Genomic DNA, 14505 nt, shown 5'->3' on the forward strand with positions numbered 1-14505 from the left:
ACGTAGACGATCGCCGCGAACAGGGTCTCATCAGGCGTGTCCTGCGTCCCGCCGCCCTGCGGACGCACCCTCGACGGCGGGATCAACGGCTTCGCAATCTCCCACAGCCCGTCCGGAACAATCCAGCTCCACGCATCCCGCCCCATGAACAGCCCAACGAGTGATCACCACATAGGACACCGTCTTAGAAGTCATCTCATTTGGCGAGTCTGCGGTAGCAGATGAGGGTGCAGGCGATGCTGGTGAAGGCCAGAAAGTGGTCGGCCTTGCGTTCGTAGCGGCGGTGGAGTCGTCGGCAGCCGGCGAGCCAGGACATGGTGCGTTCTATGGTCCAGCGGTGTCGGCCGAGTCGTTGTGAGGTCTCGATGCCTTTGCGGGCGATGCGGTGCCGGATCCCGCGTCGGCATAGCCATTTCCGCAGGTGACGGTAGTCGTAGCCCTTGTCGGCGTGGAGCTTGCCGGGCCGGCGTCGGCGGGGGCCTCGGCGGGAGCGGATGGGCGGTATGCCTGTCACGAGCGGGATCAGGGCTTGGCTGTCGTGGACGTTGGCGCCGGAGATTGCGACGGATATAGGCAGACCGGTCCGCTCGGTGATCAGGTGGATCTTCGACCCGTACTTGCCCCGGTCGACAGGATTCGGAGCTGTCAGGTCCCCCTTTTCAGGGCCCGCATGTTCACCGAGTCGATCGCGCACCTCGACCAGTCCAGCTCGCCGCGGGCACCGAGTTCGTCGAGGACCAGGCGGTGGAGCTTGGCCCACACCCTGGCCTTCGACCACTCCGAGAACCGCCGGTGGGCGGTCGCTCCGGACGGGCCGAACGACGCCGAAGGCAGCTGCTGCCAGGTACAACCCGACGTGGCCACGAAGACGATCGCGGCCAGCACCTCCCGGTCGCCGTGCCGACGCCGACCACCACCCTGCGGCCGAGACGGCGCCTCCGGCACCACCCGCTGGAACAACTCCCACAACTCGTCCGGCACCAGCCGCTCAACGATCCCCACCATGACTCACAGAATACCGAGTCGCCCAAATGAGATGACTTCTAAGGGGGTGGAGGCGGCTGGATGTGCCCGGGTCCTCCTCGAAGACGACCGAGTCCTCGATCCCGGCCTCGTCCAGGACGAGGTTCTGCCGGGCGGTCGACTGCTGGTCGGTCGAGACCCGCTTGTAGACAAGGTTCGCCACCGAGGGGCCCCTTCCGCGTGGAGGATCGGCCCCTACCTGTCGTTAAACCCTGTCAGCAATCATCATCGGATCTGATTGGATTCGCGCCGCCGTGAACCCCCGGATTGCACTGGTTCATTGGACGCGTCGGCCGCCTCTCGTCAAACGATCGTTTGACGACAGCAAACATCCGCCCACCCATCGGATCAACCGGACGTGAAGGCTCGCGACGAAGTGGAGGCCCGCGCGCATCCTCGATTGCTGGATACTGGGGCCATCTTGGAGCTTAAATGACTTACTAGCGATCTAATTTGACACATAGTGAGGAGCGTGCGTAGCTTTGAATATTACGTGAGCCACATAGCAACCAACTTGTTTGGAAAGGAAGTTATCCGTGACCATCACTGTCGACTCCTCACGCCTCTCCCTGGTCCGTGAGGAGTCCACCTACCTGGCGCTCCACACCAGCCAGGGCGGTCGGACCGTCTACACGACGCGCATCCCGCTCGCCGACCTCTCGGTCATCCTCACCATCCCCGACCCGGCCAAGCCGGACCCGGACAACCGCAAGGTGGACATCAACCACGCCAAGGGCTTCGGCCAGTACCTTGCCGACAATCCTGGCTGGGTGGCCCCGACCCTCCTCATCCGCGACACCGGCGGCTGCCGCTTCGAGCCGATCAGCGAAGACGGCTCGGTCGGCTACCTCACCATCCCATGGTCCATTGGTGGCATCGGACGCCTGATCACGATCGACGGCCAGCACCGCATCCTCGGGGTCCACCTGGAAAAGAAGCGAATCACGGACGAGGTCTCCCGCATCGACCGGGAGATCCACCGCGCCAACGAGGCCAAGAAGGCGAAGCTGGAACAGGACCGCGAGGCCCTGATCGGCAGAATGCAGCGACTCAAGGACGAGTTCGTCGGCATTGACATCTACGTGGAGCCCGACGGCGTCAGCGGCCAGCAGATGTTCGTCGATGTCGCAGACAACGCCAAGGGCATCTCCGGTGCCGTCCGGGCACGCTTTGACACCTCGCGCATCGCCAACCGCACGCTCAGCGACATCGTCACCCACCCCCTCTTCCTGGGCAAGATCGACATCGAGCGGGACCGGATGACTCTGGCCAACCGCAACCTGATGGGCGCCAAGCACGTCGCCGACATCACGCGGGCTGTCATCGCTGGCCCCGGTGGCCGTGTCAGCAAGAAGGTCGAGTCGCTGACCGACAACGAGGTCATCGAAAGCGTCCGCAGTTTCCTAGATGTCATCTCCATCGCTTTCACCGCGCTCGCGGAGATCACCGAGGAGGACGTGGACCACTACGACCCCTCGCTCTCCGAGAAGAAGAAGAACGAGCCGCCGGCACCCCCCACCAAGGCCATGAGGCTGCGCGAGTCCTCGCTCCTGGGTTCCGTGGGCATGCTCCGCGTCTTGGGCGGCGTCTATCGCAACCTGCGGGAGGATGGAGTCGAGGACGGTGACATCCAGGAATTCTTCAAGCGGCTCGACCGGCACATGACCGCCCCGGTCACAGAGGACAGCATCTGGCGTACCACAGCCGCGAACGAGGACTTCGAGCCGAACGCCTCCGCCCCGATCATGCGTCAGCAGAACGTCGTGCACCTGACCAAGGTGATCACGGACTGGTACAAGAAGGCCCCGGCCGCCATCTGATCCACCAGCAACACAGGAGCCCCCTCCACATCTCACGCGGAGGGGGCTCCTTGGTTTCCAATGTACGCGGGCTCACGCACCCTCGACTGGTTGCTGATCTCTGTGCTGCGGACCTGCACCGGCGGCTGCCCCGGCTGTGCGATGAGCTGAAGGCCCTGACCGCCCAGGCGCAGTCCCTGATGCCGCCCGCGCGGCACGCACACTACGTGGAGAACCTGCCCAACCCCCGTCTTTGCCGCTGCCCGTTCCCCTTCAGCAGCAGTGACGCGCTCGGTTGGAGCCGGCTGTCAGTAGCCCGCTGCTTCCCTCATCCGGCGACGGACCTCGTCACCGAAGAACACAGGAGCCTTCGCGCCCGGATAAGGGTGGGAGTGGTGGTGGTCGCCTGTCTCGGGATCAAAAACGAAGAACGCCGTCCACGTTCCTCTCCCGTTGGATTCGATCAGTGCTTCCACGCAGAAGCCGTTCGTCACGACCCTCCTGACCCGCCAGGCGTCTTTTGCGACGGCGCGCACGAGGGCGGCGAACTCGATCTCCGCAGACGTCGGGATCCTGGAGCCCGGCGACTCGTCGACCTCGACGGCCCCCACGGTGGACTGCTTCATGGCGACCTTGATGAGCAAGCCAGCAGCAACGACAGCCAGGGTGGCGGAGCCCTTCAGCAGGCTCATGGCTGCACCGCCGGTGCCGGGAGTGCTCCCGGCATCCTCGCTACGGGTGTTCTGGTCGGGCACGCGCCCCCCTTCAGATCCGGAAATCTACCGCCAGAGTAGTGGTCGTGCAGCCATCCGTCCGATGGGTCGCGGCTATGACGGGTTCAGCCAAGGTGAGCGGAGTCAGGCCGCGCCGGTCGGCGGGCGTGAGGAGGCTGACCCTTCCGAAGGGCGGATGCGGCGGTCACTCCTCCTGGCCGTCGTCGTCATCGAGGTCGGGCGCGTCCGGATCGCGCAACGGCCGCAGGGACCCGGCAGCCGGGGTGGAGGCCGTGAAGCTGTGGCGGCCCAGGCAGTTCAGATTCCGGTGCTTCAGCGGGGACAGCCGCGCGACGTCCTCATCCCTGAGCTCATGGCCCTCGGCGCGGAGCTGGGCGACCGCGACGTCGATGTACCTGGTGGTCCACAGGACGACTGCGTTCAAAACAAGACCCAGCGAGCCCAACTGATCTTCCATCCTGTCCCTGTATGCCTGGTGGATGGTGCCCTTCTTGCCGTGGCAGATGTCGCGGGCAAGTTTGTGGCGGGACTCCTGGACGGTCAGCTGCTTGTGCATCTGCCGCCGGTAGGTGTCATCGACCGGGTCGACCACGGCGAGCAGGTGGAGGGTCTTGGCGATCCGCCCGTACTCGGCGAACGCCTGCCCCAGCGGCGTGGGATGCCCCTCGCGGCCGAACATCCGCAGCAGGTCGTAGGCCCGTACCTGGTTGGTGACCAGGGAGCCCGCCACCGCAGCATGTCCAGCCAGTGCGTGACCACCTTCTTCACGTTCACCTTGTTCCGCGCGATCGCCTCCAGCGGCCCGTACCCGCCCGCCGGTTCGGCGCCGGGCATCGTCGCCTTCCAGAACCGCTGGTCTTCGAGGTCCTTGAACCGCGGAGAGAAGCGGTAGCCCAGCAGCTTGAAGATGCCGAAGACCATGTCGGAGTAAGAGGCGTTGTCGGTGGCGACCATCTCCGGCTTCACCCCGCCGTCCAGGTGCAGCAGCGCGTCCAGGATGAACAGGGAGTCGCGCGGAGTGCCGGGGATCACCACCTGCCCGATCCCGATCACCTGGTCATTGATCGCGTTCAGCCAAGTGATCCTGGTCTTCTTCGCGAAGTACTTGGGGTTCGGCGCGGCGTTGATGGTGCGGACGGGGACGACGAACCGCAAGCCGTCGACGGAGGCGAGCAGCCCCCTTGCCCCAGTGCTGGACGATCGGCACCTGGGTCTGGGCCTCGATCAGCGCGGCGTTCGCCGCGGCGATGGTGTCCGCGCGCAGGTAGTACTGGTCGACGTGGACCAGCCGGGAACGGGTGAGTGCCTCGATGTTCGGGTTGATGATCGGGGTCATGCCGATGTTGCATGCCTCGCTCACCAGCAGGGCGACGACCGAGGTGGCCAGGTCCTTCATACGGGTCCTGCCGTCGCCCAGGTGTACGAAGGCGTCCAGGAACCCGGTCCAGGCGTGCACCTCGAACAGCAGGTCCGGCAGGTCGATCTTCGGGAGCATCTTCTCGACCCGCTTGCGCAGCCAGTTCAGCGACTTCGGCTCAGCGAGCGCGTGGGGCTTCTCCACCTTCAGCTTCGCCCGCCCGTTCGGCTGCACCTCGATGCTGATCTTCGCGTCGGCGCCGGCCTCCTGAAGCCGCTCGGCCATCTGCCTCTACGCCGCGTCCAGCACGGCGATCAGCTCCCCGAGGTGCTGCTCGGCGTCCTCGTCCAGGCTCAGGCCCGCCAAGACGTCCTCACGCACCGCCTCCCAGCCCTTGCCCTGAAGCAGTCGGGCACGCGGGTCGGACCAGCGGTGCGATGAAGAGGCGAAGACGTCACGGCGCTTGAGCGCGCGGAAGAGCTGTTCCAGAACGCCACACCACATAGGCGTCACGGTCCACCGCCCCCTGGGGCAGCTCGGCGTTCGCGTAGACCGCCTTGCACCATTGCGCCGGCACCAACTTGTCGTCGATCTCGCGCGGCAGCAGCGGCTTCTCGCCCACCTTCCTCCGCGACAGGGCCGGGAGCCGCTGCACCCCGGTGAGAATCCGTCTTCCGCCGGGCGCCGCATCCAGCGCCTTCGACTCGCCCAGCAGCGACAGGAACGGGCGCACGGTGTTTTAGCGCAGCGCCAGCGCCCCGCGCAGCGCGGTCTCCGCCGTGTCCTCGTCCTCCGGCACCAGGCTCACCACCGTGGCCGCCGCGCTGGAGAGCACGGCCCGGGGTGCGATTTCCTCCAGCGCCTGCCACAGAGCGGCCGTATCCACACTGCAGCCGGTCTCGTCGATGAGCTCCAGCTCCTCGATGACAACCTTCGAGATACGGGCCGTGATCCGCGCCGCCCTCTCCAGCTGCGGCAGGGTCGACAGACGCTGCTTGTCCGTGGACCGCTTCGCGGTGCTGATCAGCCGCGTCGCCATCAGGATCTCGACCAGGTCCAGCGCGTCATCGACCGCCTTCGCCTCCAGGTGCCGCATCACCGCGGTGAGCATCGCCGTGCGCTTGGGCTCCGGGGTCCGCTCCAGCTTCGGCGCCTTGGTACCCAGCCCGTACCGGGCCAGCGCGGACAGCCGGTTCGGCGGAACCCGCTCCAGCTTCACTCGCCCCAGCTGGAAGGCGGCGATGTTCTCCACCCGCTGCAACGCGCCCTTCATCGCGGTGCCCGTGGACCGCGTCGGGGGCCGGCGCATCCGCTCCAGCTCCGAATACCGCCCGCCCTCCGGCGTCTTCAACGTGGCCACCAGGTCACCGGGCAGCGCCGGATCCGCCCGCCGGGCCGCCTTGGCGACCGTGGCATGCAGCCGCTTGTCCGCGACGGCACGGACCTCGGCGACCTGCCGGGCCAGCACACTCACCCCCAGTAAGAGCACTCGGTTGCGGCGCAGCCAGCCCACCGCGTGATCGAACAACGCCTTCGGCCCCTCCGCGTGCGCCGTCCACGCACAGCCGTGCAGGAAGGCCCGGAACTACCGGCCCCACTCGCGGTCCTCGTACGCGTGATAGCCGTACGCGTCACGTATCTCCCACGCGTGCTCGTACGGCGTCGGTCTGCGCTCCGTGTACCGCTTGATCTGGGAGACGTCCTCGATCCCCAGCTGCTCGGCCAGATGCTCGACGACCGGCCATGGCACCGCGAGGGGGTCCTCCAGGAACAGCCCGATATACCTCACCGTGCACATCTGGAGAGCAAAACCAAGACGGTTGTGGTCCCCGCGTCGCTTCGCGATCAGCTTCAGGTCCTCGTCATCGAGGAAGAAGAAGCGCTCCAGCTCGGGCCTCGTCGGCTCCTCGGCGAACTTCCCATACGTCTCAGCCTGCTCGTCAGTCAGAAATTCCACCGGCATGCGGCGGACCGTAGCCATCCCCCACCAGTGATCGAGGGACTTTCCGCCGAACCCCCGCACGGGACCGATCACCTTGTGCTAGACGCTCAAGATCAAGTGCTTAGCGTTACTGGCTGTTCCGCTGGTCCAACCGCCGCCAATTGCATCAGATGCGAATTGGCGACAGCGTGCGAATCGCCCTGAAGGAGGGCGCCAACCGCGCTGCGGATTGGTGGCGTTGGGCGCTTGAGCTACTGGTGACAGTAGCGGCAGGAACAGCCTTGCCGCCACTCACCCGGGGGCTGACCTGCGGGTTTTCTGGCGACTCGCATAGGATGCGATTTCCTCGCATCAGATGCGAGTCACGGAGAGTGGTGGATCGGTGGGGTTCAACGGGTCGATACCGGGTGCGGTGAGGCTGCATCTGGTGGACGGGGTCGCGCTGCTGCGGCCGGAGGAACAGGTCTTCACGGCGATGCTGACGGGGTTCGCCAATCAGCAGCTGGCACGGAACCTGGCCCGCACGACGGTGGAGGGCCGGGAGAACGCGGTGAAGGCGTTCACCGCGTACGTGAACACCTACCCGTGGAACTGGACGCCGGCGATGGTCGACGAGTGGCTTGGGGATCTGCGCTCGCTGCGCGATCTGAAGCGTTCGACGATCCGTTCGTACTCCGAGGCCGTCCGGTCCTTCTGCCACTTCGTGACCGACCCCCTCTATGAGTGGACCGCGACCTGCGAGGAGCGCTTCGGCACCCACCCGGTTCAGGTGGTGCACGAGTGGAACACCGCGGTGCACGTCCAGGACAACGAGTCCGACCCGAAAAAGCGGGCGTTCACCAAGGCTGAGCTACACGCCTTCTTCGCCCACTGCGACGACGAGGTCGCCCGCATCCGCTCGCTGGGCCGCAAGGGCTGGCTGCCCGCGTTCCGCGACGCCACCGTGTTCAAGACCGCCTACGCCTATGGGACCCGGCGCAACGAAACACGGATGCTCGACGCCGCCGACTTCGGCCGGAACCCCCACGGGGCCGAGTTCGGCGAGTTCGGCCGTTGCCAGGTGAGGTTCGGCAAGGCGAAGAAGGGCTCGCCTCCCAAGCGCCGCAGAGTGCTGACCGTGTTCGGCTGGACCCCGGACGTCCTGGACGAGTGGTTCACCGAGGTCCGACCCCACTTCGGGGCCGACGGCAATCCGGCAGCGTGGCCGTCCGAACGGGGCCTGGGGATCGGCTGCCAGCTGATCAGCTCCCGTTTCAAGGCATACCGCGAGGCCCTGGGCCTGGACGACGGACTGGACTTCCACTCGCTGCGGAGGTCCTACGTCACCCACTTGATCGAGGACGGGTGGGACCCCCGCTTCGTCCAGGAACAGGTCGGTCACGAGCACGCCAGCACCACCTCCATCTACACCTGTGTCTCGTCGGACTTCCGCACCCGGACCCTGCGACGGCACCTGGACGACACCGTCGCCGCGGCCCTTCAGCCCCGAAACGGGAGGAACGCATGAAGCGCAAGGTCGGCTACACCTGGCGGCTGCGCGAGGTGATGGCCCAACACCAGATCTTCACGGCCACCGAGCTGGTCCCGCTGCTGCGTGAACGCGGGATCGACCTGTCCGCCTCGCAGGTCCACCGTCTGGTCTCCGGGACCCCGGAACGGCTGTCGTTGCAGGTCATGGCCGCGCTCTGCGACATCCTCGCCTGCACCCCGGCCGACCTGGTGGCCACCACCGCCGAGAACGCCGGGGTCCGCAAGACCGCCACCGGCGACCTTCCGGCCCTGTCCGCGAACGTCGCCAAGCTGCGGCCCCGCGCGGCCCGCATCCTGCCCGACGCATGAGCCGGACCTATGCCACCGACGAGCAGTACGAACGCTGGTTCCTGGCCGAGTGCTGCCGCTGCGGACGCCGCAAGCACAAGGCTGGCACCTGGCCGGACGGCTACGTCTGCCGGACCTGTTCGGACCGCGCGGTTCGGACACGGGGCACCTGCCCCGGATGCGGCCAGGACCGGGCCCTTCCTGGTCTCCGTCCCGGCGACGGCGCCGCTATCTGCACCACCTGCGCCGGCTTCTCCCAGACCTTCGACTGCTCACGCTGCGGCTTCGAAGGCAAGCTCCTGGGCGGGCGGCTCTGCGAACGTTGCACGCTCGCCGACCGGCTCACCGCTCTGCTGGACGACGGCACCGGCCGCGTCCGCCCGGAACTGACACCGCTGTTCGACCTGCTGGTGGCGATGGATAAGCCCAGCAGCGGACTGGCCTGGCTGGCCATGCGCCGCGACCAACCGGGAAACGCCTCCGAGCGGCTCCGGCAGATCGGCCTCGGCCAGATCCCACTGACCCACGACGCCTTCCACGAACTCCAGCCCTGGCGGTCGGCCGCTCACCTGGAAGAACTGCTGATGGCGAGTGGGGTTCTACCCGCCGTCGACAAGTACATCTGCTCGTTCCAGCGCTGGCTGCCCGGTCATCTGGCCGACATCGCCGACCCCGAGCACGCGAAGACGATCAGGCTCTTCGCGACCTGGCGCGTCCTTCCTCGACTGCGGGCACGAGCCGACCGCGGCCACATCACACCCAGCATCCGCCGCTTCGCCGCCGAGCAGATCAAGCACGCGACCGCCTTTCTCCAGTGGCTCGGCGAGCGGAACGCGACCCTCGCCTCCTGCGGTCAGACCGACGTCGACGCCTGGTGGGCCGAGAACAGCGAGCACGGCCGCAACTGCCTTCGGGCCTTCCTCAACTGGGCCATGCAGAGCCGCCACTGCCGACGCTCACTCTCCATACCCACGATGAAGACCACCCGGCGAGCCGCGCTGAGCGAAGACGAACGCCTGGACGCCCTCGGCCGGCTGCTGACCGACCCGGACACACCGAAGAACCTCCGCGTCGCCGGCGTCATCGTGTTCCTCTACGCACAACCCCTCACCCGGATCATCCGGCTCACCGTCGACGACGTGATCCACGACGGACAGGCCGTACTCCTGCGGCTCGGGGAACCAGCCTCACCCGTGCCCGAACCCGCCGCCTCCCTGCTGCGGGACTACATCGCCGACCGCGACCACATGAACACCGCCACCAACCAGGCATCCCCCTGGCTGTTCCCCGGCCGCCGGGCCGGCCAGCCTTTCCGCCCCGACCACCTGTCCGCACTCCTCAACGAGATCGGTGTCCCGGTGGCAGCAGCCCGCGGCGCCGCCATCCGACAGCAACTCCTCGAACTGCCCGCTCCCGTCGTCGCGGACGCTCTCGGCTACCACCACAAGACCACCACCCGGCTCCGCAACGAGACCGGCGGCACATGGAGCCGATACGCCGCCGGAGACCACGGGAGGTCACCGGTCGGCTGGGCACCCAAAACAACCGGCGAGAGTTGATTTCGCGAGCCCATTTGTCATCGGTGTGATGCGAGAACTCGGCCTTCAGGTGATACGAGCCGGATCACAGGACACTAGCCCTGCCGGTCCAGCCATTCTGAGATCACGCGGTTGGTTTCTTCGGGCTTTTCCCCCTGGATCCAGTGACCGCAGTCCAGGCCGACCACTTCCACGTTGGGCACGAACTCTGCCAGTCTTTCGAACCTCGGGACCGCGAAGTCCTGGTCGCCGTAGATCATGAGGGTGGGCTGCTTGATGATCGGGTCCGCGTCCGCCAGCTGGTGCCAGTTGCGGTCGAGGTTTCTGTACCAGTTGATGCCGCCCGTGAATCCCGACGTCTCGAACGCGGAGATGATGACGGCCAGGTCACTCTCGGTCATGACAGGTTCACCGAGTGGTGTTTCCGCCTTGGCGAGATTGATGAATGCCATGCCCGGCTCAGGGGGTGCGGGGGGCACGTTCTTCCGGTAGAGGTTGCGGATGAACTGGGAGGGGTTGGCATCGAATACGGCGTCCGCGACGCCCGGCTGCCGGTTGAAGTGGACGAAGTAGAAGTCACCGCCGAGGAAGGTTTCCATGACCTCGATCCACGGCGTTTCTCCGCGCTCCTGGTAAGGCAGGCTCAGGTTGATCAGCTTGTTCACCCGGTCGGGGTGCAGCAGGGTCAGTCCCCAGACGACGAACGCACCCCAGTCATGGCCGACGAAGGTGGCGTCCTCGTAGCCATAGTGGTCCAGGAGCGCGACGAGGTCACCCGTCAGGTGTTCGATGTCGTAGTCCGTCACCTCGGTCGGGCGGGATGAGTTGCCATATCCCCGCTGGTTCGGTGCGATGACGTGGTAGCCGGCTGCGGCGAGGACGGGCATCTGGTGACGCCAGGTGATGGCGTGCTCCGGCCAGCCGTGGCTGAGCACGATGGGCTTGCCCTTGTTTTCCCGGCCTGCTTCGAAGACTTCGAGCTCCACACCGTTGACCTGGATGAGGGTGGGCTCGGGAAATTCTACTTGGCTGAACACTGCATTTCCTCTCTGGGGGCGTTCGCCGGTGGTCGACCTCCTCGATGAGGTCATGTCGCCAGCTTGCTCCCCAAACCGGTCACCTCATGACCGGTTTTTATGAGAGTTTTGTCAGTATGCGATCCGATCGGCTGGTGGCCATACTCCTCTTGCTCCAACGGCGCGAGCAGGTGACAGCCGCAGAGGTCTCCCGAGAGCTGGACGTCTCCGAGCGCACCGCCCGCCGTGACCTCGACGCCCTGGCCATGGCCGGGGTGCCCGTGTACTCCGTGCAGGGCCGAGGCGGCGGCTGGCGCCTGGTGGGCGGTGCTCGTACCGACCTGTCCGGGTTGACCGCCAGTGAGGCACGCGCCCTGTTCCTGGCTGTCGGTCCGGCCTCGGATGCGACGCCGGCGATGAAGGCAGCTCTGCGCAAGCTCGTCCATGCTCTACCGAAGCCCTTCCAGGTGCAGGCCGAGGCAGCGGCAGCGTCGCTGGTCGTAGACCCGCAGCGATGGGGGGCGAGCCGGATCGAGCACCGGCCGCCTCGCTTCCTCGACGAACTCCAGGACGCGGTGATCCGCGGCGTCCAGGTGTCGCTCGGCTACGTCGACAGCAAAGGCGTCGAAACCCGGAGAACCGTCCACCCGCTGGGCATCGTCGCCAAAGGTCCTGTGTGGTATCTCGTCTCCAACACCGAGACTGGCCGACGGGTCTTCCGGATCGACCGCGTGTCGTCCGCCGACCCGACCGGCGACCCTGTGCACCGACCCGGGGACTTCGACCTTGCCGAGAGCTGGAACGAGATCGCCGAAGAGGTCGATCGCAAACGAACGCCGCTGGAGGTCCAGGCGGTATGCACACCCGACGGGATAGGCATCCTACGGATGGCGCTCGGAGACCGGCTCTACGTGGGAGGTTCCACGACCGACGGCCGCATCGAGGTCGTGATCCGCGGCCCCAACGAGTACATCCTCGCCGGCGAGCTCTCAGGGCTGGTCGAATGGGTCGAGGTGACCGGCCCTCCGAGTGTCCGAGACCGCCTGGCCTCGATCGGCAACGCCCTCGTCGAACGATACGGCCGGCCGCGCACCAGCGGAGACCTTCACCCGTCTTGAAGCGGACGAGTCAGGGCTTCGAGAACAGTTCCGCTCAATAGGCTGGGTTTGTCCGTTCCGGCAGGAGCCCGGTCACGACGCCGGCGGGTCCGCTGGCCTGGCCCTCTGCGGGTGGATCGTCTCGTGCCGGACCAGCATCGCCACGCACTCGGCGATCTTCCGGGTTCGCGTCTCGGCCCGCTTGACGGCATTGACCCGGCTGATGAGGGCGAAGCGGTTGGTCTTGGTGAGTACCTCGAACATCGCCTGCGCCGCTGGGTCGGCGGCGATCGCGACGCGCAGGTCGGCCGGCACCTCCGCTTCCGATGACGGCGCATAGGCGGCCGTCCACCGCCCGTCGGCCTTCGCGGCGTCGACCGCGGCGCGGCCGACGGGCTGCATCAGGCCGGCCGCCTCCAACCGGGCCACGTTGGCGACGTTGCGCTGGGACCAGACGCTGCGGGGCCGACGCGGGGTGAACCGCCGCCAGGAGCTCTCCTCGTCGCGCTTGCGGGCCTGCCCGTCGATCCAGCCGAAGCACAGTGCCTCGTCGACCGCCTGCTGCCAGGTCAGTGTGGAAACGGTGCCGCCCTTCCTGGTCAGGGCGAGCCACACGCCAGGAGAGGCGGTGTGGTTGTCCAGCAGCCACGCGCGCAGCGCCGCGCCGTCGGCAACGATCAACTCATCCAGCTCGGTTCCGGTCACCACCGCAGGTTAGTGCCGCAACCAGGTGTCGCGACCTGCCGGGGTGACTCGTTGAGCCCGCGGCGTCGATGTCGGCCTGGCTCGCCCTCGCCGACGCCACCGTGAAGAACGGCTGCCCTCTCCGGTCAGTTCAACGACCTCGGCGTCCCCACAGCCGCCGCCCGGACCGGAGCGATCCGCCACAGTGGGTCCTGGAGATGCCCGCCCCGTCGTCGTCGATGCCCTCGGCTACCACGACGTCATCGCGACCCGCCTCGCATCCGAGGTCGGAGAAGACTGGAGTCGCTACGCCGACGACCACGTACGGTCACCAGCAGGCTGGGCCCCAGGCGGAACTGGCGACAGTTGAATACGCGAGCCCACCAGCACCAAGGCCGGGGCCCAGTGGCGGAGCTGTTCGGTCGTTCCGGCAACGCCGGAAGTGTGCGTGCCAGGACGTGGCCGCCCGGTCAGAGGTCACCCGACAGGCTCTGAGGGGCAGGACGGCCGGTTCGGCCCTCCTGCCCCTCATGGTTCCTGCCCGGGCCCGCCACCCGGTCCACGGTCTCCTTCCGGTGCCCGTGGACCGTTGGCGGTACCCCTCTCCCGGCACTCGTGCCCCTACCGTCAAGGTGTGCCCCGTCGCGGTACCGGTGCCGCTCCCGGCACTAGAAGGTGACGGTCGACGGTGTGGTGGTGGCAGTGGTGGTGATGATGGAGAAGATGGTCGATGTCGGCGGCAGTTCCTGCGCCGCCGAGGCGGCCAGTTCGTCCGTGTCCACGAAGGCCCGGTACCCGTCGATGAGTTCGTGAGCGGTCACGTCTTCTCCTCAAAATCCGTGGGGCCGGTCAGCAGGTGTGCTCGGCGGTGAGCGACACGGACACGCCGACGCTGATCCAGATGGTCGGCGTCGACTCCTGGTCGGCGACGCCGACGACCGCCTGCGCGGCAAGCTCCTCGACGTCGGTGTAGGTGCCGAAACCGTTCATCAGATCCTGAGCGGACATGGGTGTCTCCTTCTGTCGGTGGGTGTTGTCGGTGGGTGTTGGCGGTGACTCGGCGCTCAAGGCTGTCACGTTGCCCCGAGAGCATTTCGAACACCGGACTCATCAAGTCAATTTTCATGACTTTCAAAGTCATGCGAGCTCGCCCCGAGCTCATGGAAGCCGGGACGAGGGCGCGGCGGCTTCGACGGTTCCTCAGCAGCCCGTGTCGTAGGTGTGCATCACGCTGATGGTCGCGATGGTGATGCTGATGGTGATGGTCGATTCCTGGTCGGCAACCTCGGTGACCGCCTCGGCGGCCAGCTCGTCGACGTCGGTGTAGGCGGCAAAACCGTTCATCAGGTCGCTGCTGGACATGAGCGTCTCCTTCTCGTCTGCGAGGTGGGGCCGGTGCCCCGCCCGCTGGCTCCCCGCGGGGTGTGACTCATTTCTACGACCCCGAGGAATCTCTGTCAAGGTACGTGACTAGATTTGTCATGCATAAGAGTTTCC

General features: G+C 66.7%; 13 protein-coding genes and 2 pseudogenes. 5 read left to right on the plus strand and 10 right to left on the minus strand.

Annotated elements, in window-relative coordinates; all coding sequences use genetic code 11:
• From ACF1CT_RS32120 to ACF1CT_RS32130, 3 genes and pseudogenes are all read right to left on the minus strand, one after another.
• Positions 1-146, minus strand: a pseudogene (locus ACF1CT_RS32120) (IS5/IS1182 family transposase); the annotation flags it as partial.
• A 50-nt stretch (positions 147-196) separates the two neighbouring features.
• Positions 197-1005, minus strand: a protein-coding gene (locus ACF1CT_RS32125; protein ID WP_391787523.1) for an IS5 family transposase whose coding sequence is annotated in 2 segments (ribosomal slippage) — positions 197-657 and positions 657-1005 — 810 coding nt in all. Because the reading frame shifts where the segments join, the coding sequence is not laid out codon by codon here.
• Positions 989-1186 (minus strand): hypothetical protein, encoded by a 198-nt coding sequence (locus ACF1CT_RS32130; protein WP_391787524.1) that lies wholly within the window; start codon positions 1184-1186, stop codon positions 989-991. Before ACF1CT_RS32130 ends, ACF1CT_RS32125 begins: the two co-directional genes overlap by 17 nt.
• A 373-nt stretch (positions 1187-1559) precedes the next feature.
• Here ACF1CT_RS32130 and ACF1CT_RS32135 point away from each other — a divergent pair, with 373 nt between their 5' ends.
• Positions 1560-2843 carry a DNA sulfur modification protein DndB gene (locus tag ACF1CT_RS32135; RefSeq protein WP_391787525.1) on the plus strand — a complete coding sequence of 428 codons (1284 nt, stop codon included), beginning with the start codon at positions 1560-1562 and terminating at the stop codon, positions 2841-2843.
• 287 nt (positions 2844-3130) lie between these two features.
• Here ACF1CT_RS32135 and ACF1CT_RS32140 read toward each other — a convergent pair whose 3' ends face one another.
• Positions 3131-3577 (minus strand): hypothetical protein, encoded by a 447-nt coding sequence (locus ACF1CT_RS32140; protein ID WP_391787526.1) that lies wholly within the window; start codon positions 3575-3577, stop codon positions 3131-3133.
• Positions 3578-3740: 163 nt separating this feature from the next.
• Positions 3741-6876, minus strand: a pseudogene (locus ACF1CT_RS32145) (Tn3 family transposase).
• Between the two features lie 391 nt (positions 6877-7267).
• Here ACF1CT_RS32145 and ACF1CT_RS32150 point away from each other — a divergent pair.
• Genes ACF1CT_RS32150 through ACF1CT_RS32160 form a run of 3 tightly spaced genes read left to right on the plus strand, consistent with a single transcriptional unit; the run spans position 7268 to position 10232 of the window.
• Positions 7268-8362: a tyrosine-type recombinase/integrase gene (locus tag ACF1CT_RS32150; RefSeq protein ID WP_391787527.1), complete on the plus strand. Its 1095-nt coding sequence runs from the start codon at positions 7268-7270 to the stop codon at positions 8360-8362.
• Positions 8359-8694, plus strand: a complete 336-nt coding sequence (locus tag ACF1CT_RS32155; protein ID WP_267242279.1) for a helix-turn-helix transcriptional regulator — start codon at positions 8359-8361, stop codon at positions 8692-8694. Before ACF1CT_RS32150 ends, ACF1CT_RS32155 begins: the two co-directional genes overlap by 4 nt.
• A complete protein-coding gene (locus ACF1CT_RS32160) occupies positions 8691-10232 on the plus strand; it encodes a hypothetical protein (RefSeq protein ID WP_391787528.1) in 1542 nt (513 codons plus the stop codon). Before ACF1CT_RS32155 ends, ACF1CT_RS32160 begins: the two co-directional genes overlap by 4 nt.
• Before the next feature lie 74 nt (positions 10233-10306).
• On the opposite strand, the gene ACF1CT_RS32165 is transcribed toward ACF1CT_RS32160, so the two are convergent.
• A complete protein-coding gene (locus ACF1CT_RS32165; RefSeq protein WP_391787529.1) occupies positions 10307-11248 on the minus strand; it encodes an alpha/beta fold hydrolase in 942 nt (313 codons plus the stop codon).
• A 116-nt stretch (positions 11249-11364) separates the two neighbouring features.
• Here ACF1CT_RS32165 and ACF1CT_RS32170 point away from each other — a divergent pair, with 116 nt between their 5' ends.
• The gene (locus ACF1CT_RS32170; RefSeq protein WP_391787530.1) at positions 11365-12345 is read left to right on the plus strand and encodes a helix-turn-helix transcriptional regulator; all 981 of its coding nucleotides are present in this window, start codon (positions 11365-11367) and stop codon (positions 12343-12345) included.
• A gap of 72 nt (positions 12346-12417) precedes the next feature.
• Here ACF1CT_RS32170 and ACF1CT_RS32175 read toward each other — a convergent pair whose 3' ends face one another.
• From ACF1CT_RS32175 to ACF1CT_RS32190, 4 genes are all read right to left on the minus strand, one after another.
• Positions 12418-13032, minus strand: a complete 615-nt coding sequence (locus ACF1CT_RS32175) for a YdeI family protein (protein WP_391787531.1) — start codon at positions 13030-13032, stop codon at positions 12418-12420.
• A gap of 644 nt (positions 13033-13676) precedes the next feature.
• Positions 13677-13829: an LxmA leader domain family RiPP gene (locus ACF1CT_RS32180; protein ID WP_391787532.1), complete on the minus strand. Its 153-nt coding sequence runs from the start codon at positions 13827-13829 to the stop codon at positions 13677-13679.
• A 28-nt stretch (positions 13830-13857) separates the two neighbouring features.
• Positions 13858-14016 (minus strand): LxmA leader domain family RiPP, encoded by a 159-nt coding sequence (locus tag ACF1CT_RS32185; protein WP_391787533.1) that lies wholly within the window; start codon positions 14014-14016, stop codon positions 13858-13860.
• Between the two features lie 192 nt (positions 14017-14208).
• Entirely contained in the window at positions 14209-14370 is a 162-nt protein-coding gene (locus ACF1CT_RS32190) for an LxmA leader domain family RiPP (protein WP_391787534.1), read from the minus strand.
• Positions 14371-14505: the final 135 nt, after the last annotated feature.

The sequence above is a fragment of the Streptomyces sp. NPDC014734 genome, assembly GCF_043083325.1.
In the GTDB taxonomy this organism is placed as follows: domain Bacteria; phylum Actinomycetota; class Actinomycetes; order Streptomycetales; family Streptomycetaceae; genus Streptomyces.

Excerpts from the sequence above, each read along its gene's own strand:
- ACF1CT_RS32160 (WP_391787528.1), top strand. The coding sequence starts at position 8,691 with ATGAGCCGGACCTATGCCACCGACGAGCAGTACGAACGCTGGTTCCTG.
- ACF1CT_RS32190 (WP_391787534.1), bottom strand. The coding sequence starts at position 14,370 with ATGTCCAGCAGCGACCTGATGAACGGTTTTGCCGCCTACACCGACGTC.
- ACF1CT_RS32170 (WP_391787530.1), top strand. The coding sequence starts at position 11,365 with ATGCGATCCGATCGGCTGGTGGCCATACTCCTCTTGCTCCAACGGCGC.
- ACF1CT_RS32155 (WP_267242279.1), top strand. The coding sequence starts at position 8,359 with ATGAAGCGCAAGGTCGGCTACACCTGGCGGCTGCGCGAGGTGATGGCC.
- ACF1CT_RS32185 (WP_391787533.1), bottom strand. The coding sequence starts at position 14,016 with ATGTCCGCTCAGGATCTGATGAACGGTTTCGGCACCTACACCGACGTC.